The sequence below is a fragment of the Nonomuraea sp. B12E4 genome, from assembly GCF_039871825.1.
Lineage (GTDB): Bacteria > Actinomycetota > Actinomycetes > Streptosporangiales > Streptosporangiaceae > Nonomuraea.
Map to the genome: position 1 here is coordinate 108,001 of NZ_JBDPME010000027.1, position 9,166 is coordinate 117,166.

The following is a 9,166-nucleotide window of genomic DNA, read 5'->3' on the forward strand; positions in this document are numbered from 1 at the left end:
AGGACGCGGCGAAGGCCGGGGTCAGGCCAGGATGCCGGTCAGCGTCTTCACGACGCGGTCCTGCTGGGCGTCGGACAGGGCGGCGAAGAGCGGCAGCGAAAGCTGCTCGGCGTAGTACGCCTCGGCCCGCGGGCAGAGCCCGCGCCGGTAGCCCAGGTCCTCGAACACCGGATGCCGGTATACGGGCAGGTAGTTGACCTGCACGCCGATGCCGGCGGCCCGCATGCGTTCGTAGACCTCGCGGCGGCGGCCGTCGCGGATCCTGACCGGATACAGGTGCCAGCTCGGCGTCACGTATGCCCGCTGGGCCGGCAGCCCGAGCCCTGGCACGTCGCGCAGCAGCGCGTTGTAGCGCGCGACCAGCTCGGCCCGGCGCGCCCGGAACCGCTCCAGGCGGCGCAACTGGCTGAGGCCGAGCGCGCAGAGCACGTCGGGCAGCCGGTAGTTCAGCCCGAACTCGTGCACCTCCTGGTGCCAGCCGCCCTCTCCGGGGTCGCGCTGCGCGGCGGGGTCCCTGACCAGGCCGTGGTTGCGGAAGCGGGCGGCCCGCGCGAGCAGCTCGGGGTCGGCGGCCGCCACCGCCCCGCCCTCGCCCGTCGTCATGGTCTTGGTGGGGAAGAACGAGAACGTCGTCAGGTCCGCCACCGCGCCCACCGGCCGGTCCTTGTAGGCCGCCCCGATCGAGTGCGCCGCGTCGCCCACCAGCCTCGCGCCGGCGGGCGCACAGACCGCGCGCAGCTCGTCGTAGTCGGCCGGATGGCCGGCGTAGTCCACCGCCGTGACCGCCCGCGTCCGCGCGGTGACCAGTGCCGCGGCGGCTCCGGGGTCGAGGTTGCCGGTGTCGGGCTGCACGTCGGCGAACAGTACCCGCGCGCCCAGCATCGCGGCCGTGGCGGCCGTGGCCACGAACGTCAGCGGCGAGGTCACCACCTCGTCCCCGGCCCGCACCCCGGCCGCCACGTAGGCCACGTGCAGCGCCGCGGTGCCCGACGTGACCGACACGCACGGCACGCCGCCCGTCCAGCGGGCCAGCTCGGCCTCGAACGCGCCGACCGCGGGCCCGGTCGTCAGCCAGTCGCCGCGCAGCACCTCGATCACCGCCTCGACGTCGGAGTCCGCGATCGACTGCCGTCCGTAGGGCAGCATCAGCCGGTCACCATGCCGCGCAGCTCCCCGACCGTGAGCCACCGGTCGTTGGTGTCGGAGCGGTAGGCGAAGCCCTCCGGCACCTGCTCGCCGTCGTTGGGCGGCACGTAGCCCCAGGTCGCGATGGTGGGCTGGACCACGTAGCGGTCGGCCAGGCACAGCGTCCTGCGGGCGTCGTCCGGCGCGATCATCTCCTCGTGCAGCTTCTCGCCAGGCCGGACGCCGATCTCGTAGACCGGGTTGTCCGGTGCCAGCGCCTCGGCCAGGTCGGTGATGCGCATGCTGGGGATGCGCGGCACGTAGAGCTCGCCGCCCTGCATCGAGTCGAACGAGTCGACCACGAACCTGACGGCCTGCTCCAGCGTGATCCAGAACCTGGTCATGCGCTTGTCGGTGATCGGCAGGCTGCCGCCCTCCGCGGCCAGCCGCCGGAAGAACGGCACCACCGAGCCCCGGCTGCCGACGACGTTGCCGTAGCGGACGACGGCGAAGCGGGTCTCGTGCGCGGCGGCGTAGTGGTTGGCCGACACGAACAGCTTGTCGGCGACCAGTTTGGTGGCGCCATAGAGGTTGATCGGGCTGGAGGCCTTGTCGGTGGAGAGCGCGACCACCTTGCGCACGCCGCAGTCGATCGCGGCCTCCACGACGTTCTGGGACCCGGCGATGTTGGTACGGACGTATTCGAAGGGGTTGTACTCGGCCGTGTCCACCTGCTTGAGCGCCGCCGCGTGGACCACGTGCTCGACGCCGTGCATGGCGCGGGTCAGCCGGTCGCGGTCCCGGACGTCGCCGATGAACCAGCGCAGCCGCTCGTCGTCCTGGAAGAGCTGCCTGGCCTCGTACTGCTTGAGCTCGTCGCGGGAGAAGACCACCAGCCGCCGCACCCCGAGTGAGTCGAGCGCGTGGCGGATGAAGGCCTTGCCGAAGGACCCCGTGCCGCCGGTGACGAGTATGGACGATCCACTGAGAATGCTCACGTGGCCCCCTGAGTCGCGCTTACGCGCTGTAGTCGTTCAAGCAGGCGGTAGCATAGCGCGATCGTTCAATGACACAGAGTCGCATGGGGGATTGGGGCTTTGGTGCGTATTGTCGGGGTTGTTCAGGCTCGTATGGGCTCGACGCGCCTGCCGGGGAAGGTGCTGCGGGACCTGCGCGGCCGCTCGGTGCTGGGGTGGGTGGTCCGGGCCGCGCGGGAGGCGGGCGCGGTGGACGATCTCGTGGTGGCCACCACGACGGAGGCGGCCGACGACGCCGTGGTCATCGAGTGCCGCCGGCTCGGCGTGGCCTGGCACCGGGGTCCCGTGGACGACGTGCTGACGCGGTTCGTGCAGGCGACGGCGGGGCGGCGGGCGCAGGCCGTGATGCGGTTCACGGCGGACTGCCCGTTGCTCGACCCCGCCGTGATCAGGGAGGCGGCACTGGTCTTCCGTGCCGTTCCCGGGCTCGACTACCTGAGCACGAGCCTGGCGCGCACGCTGCCGCGCGGGCTGGACGTGGAGATCGTGGGCCGGGCGGCGCTGGAGCGGGCCGACGCGGAGGCGACCTCCTTCCACCGCACCCACGTGACCTCCTACGTCTACGAGCATCCCGGCGACGCGCGGCTGCTCGGGCTGTCCTACCGGCCGGTCGCCGACGACCTGCGGGTCACGCTCGACACCGAGGACGACTGGCGGCTCATCTCGCGGGTGGCGGAGGAGTTCGGCGACCGGTGCGTGCCGGTCAGGACCCTGGTCGGCTGGCTGCGGGCCCGGCCCGAGGTGTGTGGGCTCAACGCCCACGTGCGGCAGAAGGCCCTGCAGGACGCGTGACAGGCATGGTGCGCGTGGGCTTCCGCTGCGACGCCGGGGTCGGCAGCGGGGTGGGCCACCTGGTGCGCTGCGTGGCGCTGGCCGAGGAGTTGCGCGGCAGGGGCGTCGAGGCGGTCTTCCTCGGTGAGGTGCGCGGGTCGGAGTGGGCCATGGCGCAGTTGCGCGGGCGCGGGTTGCCGCTGGTGGCCGCGCCCGAGACACCGGTACGCCTGGCCGCGCTGGCCTGCGAGCTGCGCCTGGACGCCGTGGTCCTCGACTCCTACGACCTGCCCCCGGGCACCGGGGCGGTGCTGCGCGGCACGGGGTTCCCGGTGCTCGCGATCGTGGACGGCGACCCGCCGGGCCAGCACGCCGACCTCTACCTCGACCAGAACCTCGGCGCCGAGCACCGCCCCTTCACCGGGCCCGGCAGCCGCCTGGCGGGAGCACGTTACGCCCTGCTGCGCGACAGCGTACGGCGGCACAGGCGGACACCCGAGCCCGGCCCGGTGCCGCGCGTGCTGTGCTTCTTCGGCGGCACCGACAGCGCCGGCGTCGCCCCGGCCTGGGCCGCCGCGCTGCTGGCCACCGGGGTGCCGTTCCGGGGCACGGTCGTCAGCCCGACGCCGTTCGCGGCGGGCGGGCCGATCACCGTGATCCCGCCGACCGACCGGCTGCCCGAGCTCATGGCCTGCGCCGACCTCGTGGTCACCGCGGCCGGCTCGGCCGTCTGGGAGCTGCTCTACCTGGGTGTGCCCGCGGCGCTGAGCTGGGTGGCCGACAACCAGCTCGTCGGCTACCGGGAGCTGGTGGGCCGGGGCGCCGCGGCCGGGCTCGGGCGCGCCGCCGACGCGCGGGCCGTCGCCCTGCTCGCCCGGCTGCTCGCCGACCCCGCCACCCGCGAGGAGCACGGCAGGCGGGGTGGCGGCCTGGTGGACGGCCGGGGCAGGGAACGCGTCGCCGACGCCCTGCTCGCGCTCGCCCGGCCGTGACCTGCTAGATCAGGTCCCAGCTCAGCGGGGTGCCGAGGGGCGCGTCCCTGGTGAAGTGCCGGCCCATGACGTGGGCGGCGGCCTCGGGGGGCAGGCCGCCGGCGGGCCGGATCGAGCGGACGTTCCGCGGGGTCACCGGGTCGCCCGCGCGGACGTCGCGTACCACGTAGAGAGAGCGGCGGAAGCGCAGACCCTCGCGCTCGGAGGCGCGTGGCCCGAGCGCCGGGCTGCCCAGCGACTCCCAGGCCCGCTCGCTCTCCACCACCAGCGCCGCCAGCTCGTCCGGCTCCAGCGAGAAGGCCGCGTCCACCCCGCCGTCCGCCCGCGAGGCGGTGACGTGCTTCTCGATCAGGCAGGCCCCGAGCGCCACCCCCGCCAGCGCGGCCCCCAGCCCCGGCGTGTGGTCGGAGATCCCGACGACCTCCCCGGTGAGCGCCGCCAGCAGCGGGAGCGCCCGCAGGTTGCTCTCCTCGGGCGCGGCCGGGTAGGCGGCCGTGCACGACAGCACGACGAGCTGCGTGCAGCCCGCCTCCCGGGCGGCGGTCACGGCCTCGTGGATCTCCGCGGCCGACGCCATCCCGGTGGAGATGATCAGTGGCTTGCCGGTGGCCGCCGCCAGCCTGATGAGCGGCAGGTCCACGATCTCCGACGAGGCGATCTTGTACGCCGGCACGCCGAGCTTCTCCAGCAACTCGACGGCGGTCGGGTCGAACGGCGAGGAGAAGGCGGCCAGCCCGTGCGAGCGCGCCCGCTCGAAGATGGGCTCGTGCCACTCCCAGGGCGTGTGGGCCCGCTCGAACAGCCGGTAGAGGGTCTCGCCACCCCACAACGCGTGCCCGTCGCCGATCCGGAACGCGGGCGCGTCGCAGTCGACGGTCAGCGTGTCGGGCCGGTAGGTCTGCAGCTTCAGCGCGTGGGCCCCGGCGGCCGCGACCGCGTCCACGATGGCCAGCGCCCGCACCAGGCTCCCGTTGTGGTTGCCGGACAGCTCGGCCACGACGTACGGCGGATGCCCGGACCCGATCGGCCGCCCCGCGATGGAGATCATGCCTGCCCCTTCCTCAACTGGATGGCCACGACGTCACGCGGCACCCCGTCCACGTCCTGCTGGTAGGTGCCGACCTCCACGAACCCGAACCGCCTGTGCAGCAGCCTGACCGGCTCGTTGTCGGCCAGCACCACGCCGCGCAGGGTCATCAGCCCGAGCGGCCCGAAGGCGTGCTGGATGGCCGCCCGCTCCAGCCCGATCCAGGCCCGCAGCAGCCGCCCCGACTCCTCCAGCCCGTCGTGGTCCAGATAGAAACCCCAGGTGGGGGTCTCTGAGCGCAGCCCCGAGTAGGTCACCACCCCGGCGGCGACGCCGTCGTGGTCGTAGATCAGCACGAGCCTGCCCGCGTCCGCGCGGGCGGCCGCCCACCAGCGGGCGTGCTCGTCCTCGGCGATCTCGTGCGTGGTGAGGCTGGCCGCGCGCACCCGAGGGTGGTTGCGCCACCGGCGCATGACCGGCAGGTCGTCGTCCCGGACGCTTCTCAGCACCGCTCCTCCTACACATCGTGATCGCCTCATTGCACAACGTAGCGGATTACGCGTCCGGTAAAGAGCCCATCAGGGACGGGTATCGGCCGCGGAATCCGCCCGGCGATCGCGGCATGCTGCCCACTAGCTCTCCCGAGATCCCGGAAGCAAGGAGCGATTTTCGTATGATCCCCCTGCTCAGCGTCGTCGTCCCGGTCTACAACGTGGAGCCGTACATCGCCGAGTGCCTGAGGTCGCTGGCCGCCCAGACCCTGGACGACCTTGAGGTCATCCTGGTCGACGACGGCTCGCAGGACGGCAGCGGGCGCGTGGCCGAGGAGTTCGCGGCCCAGGACGACCGGTTCGTCGTGATCAAGCAGCCCAACCACGGGCCGGGGCCGGCCCGCAACGAGGGCGTCAAGCACGCCCGCGGCACCTACCTGGCCTTCGCGGACGGCGACGACGTCGTGCCGCCGCGGGCGTACGAGAGGCTCGTCGCCAGGCTCACGGAGACCGGCTCCGACCTCGCGTGCGGCGCGGTGCGACGGCTGGTGGACGGCGGGCTGGAGGAGTCGATCCTGCACGAGAAGGTGTTCAGGCGGCCCGAGCTGTGCACCCACATCACCGACAAGCAGGTGCTCATCCGCGACCGCACGGTGTGGAACAAGGTCTACCGGCGCGACTTCTGGGAGCGCCACGGCCTGCGCTTCCCCGCCGGCATCTACGAGGACGTGCCCGTCGCCATGCAGGCGCACGTGCTGGCCACCAGCGTGGACATGGTGGGCGAGGTGGTCTACCACTGGCGTAAGCGCGACGAGGGGGCGACCTCGATCACCCAGCGCCGGAACGAGCTGCCCAACCTGTGGGAGCGGCTGACGGCCATCCGCGCCGTCCGCGCCTTCCTCGACGAGCGCGCGCCCGAGCTGCTCGACGGCTTCGACGCGTTGGTGCTGGAGAAGGACATCGTGTTCCTGTTCCAGGCGCTGGAGGCGTGTGAGGACGACCCGGGGCCGCTGCTGGAGCTGTCCCGCGCCTGGGTCGCCGAGCTGGGCGCGAACGTGCTGGCCACCGCGCCGTCCCTGCGCCGCCTGGAGCTGCACCTGCTCGGCCGCGGCCTGGTCGCGGAGCTGCGCAAGATCCGCGAGTTCCGGCGGGCCCGTGAGGACCACGCCCGCATCGTGCCGCGCGGGCTGCGCAACACCAACTGGTACGGCGACTACCCCTTCTTCCGGAACCGGCGGCTGCGGATCCCCGACGACGTGTACGACGCCCGCGACGAGCTCAAGCTGATCGCCCGGGTCGAGGGCAGCGTGTGGGCCGGCGGCGAGCTCCGGATCCGCGGCCACGTGTCGCTGCACCGCGTGGACCGCAAGGTCGGCAAGGTGAACCTGTGGCTCAGCGACGGACACCGCCGGATCCCGCTGGAGGCGCGGCGCGCGGGCCGCCACGGCGTGGTGGCCGCCGTCGATTCCGCGCGGCTGGCGGGCGGCGGGCCGACCTGGCGCCTCGGCGTACGGACCGAGACCCGCGGTTTCGTGCTCAAAGGCTGGTTCAGGGACGGTGAGGCCGGCTCGACGTGGCGGTTTTCCGTGCCGGGTTGGTCAAGAAGCGGCATGGACATCGCCCAGTAGTTCCAGACAGTAATCGAACGGGCGCGTCACGTGTTCATGCTGGGATGCATGAGGACCTATTCGCTCGATGACGTCCACGAGACACGCAAGCGGAGAGACTCCTGGTGGACCGTGTATTTCGTGGACCCGGTCGCCTGCCGGGTCGCCCTCGCCGTGGCCAACCGCACGTCCCTGACGCCGAACGGTCTCACGGTGTTCTCACTGGTCCTCGGGCTGGTGTCGGCCGTCCTTTTCGCGACGAACCAGCTCGTTGCGGGAGCCGGGCTTTTCTATCTGAGCTTCATGATCGACTGCGTGGACGGCAAAATCGCCCGGCTCAAGGGCACGGGGACGCCCTTCGGGCTCTGGCTCGACTACGTGGGAGACCGGGTCAGGGTGGTCATGTGCGCCGGCGGGCTGGCGTACGGACAGTACGCGCTGACCGGCGACGTGAGTTACGTCGTGCTCGGCGCGGCGGTGGCCGTGCTGGACCTGTTCCGGTACGTCAACGCGCCGCAGATGAAGCGGGTGCGTGAGGCCGTCAGGGAGGAACGCCAGGAGCTGGAGCCCCTGGTGCCCGCCCCACTGGTGCCGGATCCGCTGGATCCGGAGCGCTTGGAGCGGATCCGGCGACCGGAGGATCGGCTGCCGCGGGGGCGCAGCCTCCCCAAGCGGCTCAACAGGTTCCTGGCCCGGCACCGCGTCCGCTCGCACCTGATCAGCGGCATCGAGTTCCATGCCGCGGTGTTCGTGATCGCGCCCCTTGCGGGGGCATGGGCGCTGATCCCGCTCGCCGCGGCGTCCGGAGCTCTGCTGCTGGTCAACGAGATCTTCCTTGTCTACAGGATGTGGCGCTTCACGCGCAGGCACCGCGTGGCCTCCTCTCAGGAGAGCCGAGAGCACGTTCTCGTTTAAGTATTCGGGGGTTAGTTACGACATGTCCGACAGGCCAATCTTCGTCATCGGATGCCCGCGCTCCGGCACCACGATGCTCCAGCTCATGCTCCAGTCGCATCCGCGCATCTCGGTGCCGCCGGAGACGCGGTTCCTCATTCCCGCGTACTACCGCCGCCGCACCTGGGGCGACCTGCGGATCGACCACCGCCGCCGGGCGCTCGCGCAGTGGATCGCGACCGACCGCAGCACCAAGTTCCGCGAGCTCAAGCTGGACAAGGACGAGTTCATCCGGGAGGCCCTGGACGCCCCCGGCTCGCTGGGCTCGGTGATCGGCACGGCCTTCCGCATGTACGCCGACCGCTTCGACAAGGCCCGCTGGGGCGACAAGCGGCCCAGCTACGTCAAGCAGGTGGACCTGCTGCTCCGGCTCTTCCCCGACGCCCAGTTCGTGCACCTCATCAGGGACGGCCGCGACTGCGTGGCCTCGCTGAAGGAGATGCCCTGGTACACGCTCGACTCCTTCCACGCCGTCTCCACCTGGGCCGAGGCCATCGACGCGGGCGGCCGGCTGCGGCGCACACTGCCCGAGGACACCTACTACGAGCTGCGCTACGAGGACCTCACCGACGATCCGATGACGGAGCTGAAGAAGCTCTGCCACTTCCTGGAGGAGGACTTCTCCCCGTCGATGATCTCCCCGCGCGAGGCCGCCATCCACGCCGTGCCGCAGCACAAGGTCTGGCACAGCAACACGCACGGCGAGGTCATCCGCAGCCGCGTCGGGAGCTGGGCGAACCGGCTGGACGACTGGGAGATCGCGCTGTGCGAGCACATGCTCGGCGACCGCCTCGAATCCATGGGCTACGAGCTGACCGGCGCTCCCAAGCCGGCCAAGGAGCACGTGACCGCCGCCCAGAAGACCATGCAGAAGCGCAGGGCCAGCCGCATGCGTAAGAGCATGCGCGACCGGATCAACCGGCTGCGCGAGCCCAGCCCGGTGGCCGCGATGCTGACCTCCACCCAGCGTTCCCTGGCCGGCATCCCGCAGCAGCGGCCGGAGGTGACCGAGCCCGCCGTCTAGCCTTGGGCGAAGCCTAGTACTACTCCGCTAGATCGCGGTCTGGTCTCATAGATTCTCCTGCGGGAGCTCGCCGATGGGTGCCACGGTATGTGAATGCCTGAACGCGCTGAGTGTGTCGGGGCTGTGACCCGCGCGGAC

General features: G+C 71.9%; 9 protein-coding genes. 5 read left to right on the forward strand and 4 right to left on the reverse strand.

The features are described from left to right. Positions 1-21 precede the first annotated feature (21 nt). Both ABGB18_RS39710 and pseB read right to left on the reverse strand, forming a co-directional pair. The gene (locus ABGB18_RS39710) at positions 22-1,146 is read right to left on the reverse strand and encodes a DegT/DnrJ/EryC1/StrS family aminotransferase (RefSeq protein ID WP_347700829.1); all 1,125 of its coding nucleotides are present in this window, start codon (positions 1,144-1,146) and stop codon (positions 22-24) included. Further along, on the reverse strand, positions 1,146-2,123 hold the full coding sequence (gene pseB, locus ABGB18_RS39715; RefSeq protein ID WP_347700830.1) for a UDP-N-acetylglucosamine 4,6-dehydratase (inverting): 978 nt from the start codon (positions 2,121-2,123) through the stop codon (positions 1,146-1,148). The genes ABGB18_RS39710 and pseB overlap by 1 nt, the downstream gene beginning before the upstream one ends. 102 nt (positions 2,124-2,225) lie before the next feature. Here pseB and ABGB18_RS39720 point away from each other — a divergent pair, with 102 nt between their 5' ends. Then, positions 2,226-2,954 carry an NTP transferase domain-containing protein gene (locus tag ABGB18_RS39720; RefSeq protein ID WP_347700831.1) on the forward strand — a complete coding sequence of 243 codons (729 nt, stop codon included), beginning with the start codon at positions 2,226-2,228 and terminating at the stop codon, positions 2,952-2,954. Further along, positions 2,951-3,925 carry a hypothetical protein gene (locus tag ABGB18_RS39725; protein ID WP_347700832.1) on the forward strand — a complete coding sequence of 325 codons (975 nt, stop codon included), beginning with the start codon at positions 2,951-2,953 and terminating at the stop codon, positions 3,923-3,925. Before ABGB18_RS39720 ends, ABGB18_RS39725 begins: the two co-directional genes overlap by 4 nt. Before the next feature lie 4 nt (positions 3,926-3,929). Here ABGB18_RS39725 and pseI read toward each other — a convergent pair whose 3' ends face one another. Both pseI and ABGB18_RS39735 read right to left on the reverse strand, forming a co-directional pair. Further along, complete coding sequence (pseI, locus tag ABGB18_RS39730) at positions 3,930-4,973, reverse strand: pseudaminic acid synthase (protein WP_347700833.1); 1,044 nt, start codon at positions 4,971-4,973, stop codon at positions 3,930-3,932. Then, positions 4,970-5,461 (reverse strand): GNAT family N-acetyltransferase, encoded by a 492-nt coding sequence (locus ABGB18_RS39735; protein ID WP_347700834.1) that lies wholly within the window; start codon positions 5,459-5,461, stop codon positions 4,970-4,972. Before ABGB18_RS39735 ends, pseI begins: the two co-directional genes overlap by 4 nt. Positions 5,462-5,625: 164 nt before the next feature. Between ABGB18_RS39735 and ABGB18_RS39740 the strand changes: the two genes are divergently transcribed. From ABGB18_RS39740 to ABGB18_RS39750, 3 genes are read left to right on the forward strand one after another with little or no spacing between them, the layout of a single operon-like run. Further along, positions 5,626-7,071, forward strand: coding sequence for a glycosyltransferase family 2 protein (locus ABGB18_RS39740; protein ID WP_347700835.1), 1,446 nt, complete (start codon positions 5,626-5,628; stop codon positions 7,069-7,071). 48 nt (positions 7,072-7,119) lie between these two features. Continuing rightward, a complete protein-coding gene (locus ABGB18_RS39745) occupies positions 7,120-7,965 on the forward strand; it encodes a CDP-alcohol phosphatidyltransferase family protein (protein ID WP_347700836.1) in 846 nt (281 codons plus the stop codon). Between the two features lie 22 nt (positions 7,966-7,987). Continuing rightward, positions 7,988-9,028, forward strand: a complete 1,041-nt coding sequence (locus ABGB18_RS39750) for a sulfotransferase (RefSeq protein WP_347700837.1) — start codon at positions 7,988-7,990, stop codon at positions 9,026-9,028. The last annotated feature ends 138 nt before the right edge of the window (positions 9,029-9,166 follow it).

Excerpts from the sequence above, each read along its gene's own strand:
- ABGB18_RS39740 (WP_347700835.1), top strand. The coding sequence starts at position 5,626 with ATGATCCCCCTGCTCAGCGTCGTCGTCCCGGTCTACAACGTGGAGCCG.
- pseI (WP_347700833.1), bottom strand. The coding sequence starts at position 4,973 with ATGATCTCCATCGCGGGGCGGCCGATCGGGTCCGGGCATCCGCCGTAC.
- ABGB18_RS39710 (WP_347700829.1), bottom strand. The coding sequence starts at position 1,146 with ATGCTGCCCTACGGACGGCAGTCGATCGCGGACTCCGACGTCGAGGCG.
- ABGB18_RS39750 (WP_347700837.1), top strand. The coding sequence starts at position 7,988 with ATGTCCGACAGGCCAATCTTCGTCATCGGATGCCCGCGCTCCGGCACC.
- ABGB18_RS39745 (WP_347700836.1), top strand. The coding sequence starts at position 7,120 with ATGAGGACCTATTCGCTCGATGACGTCCACGAGACACGCAAGCGGAGA.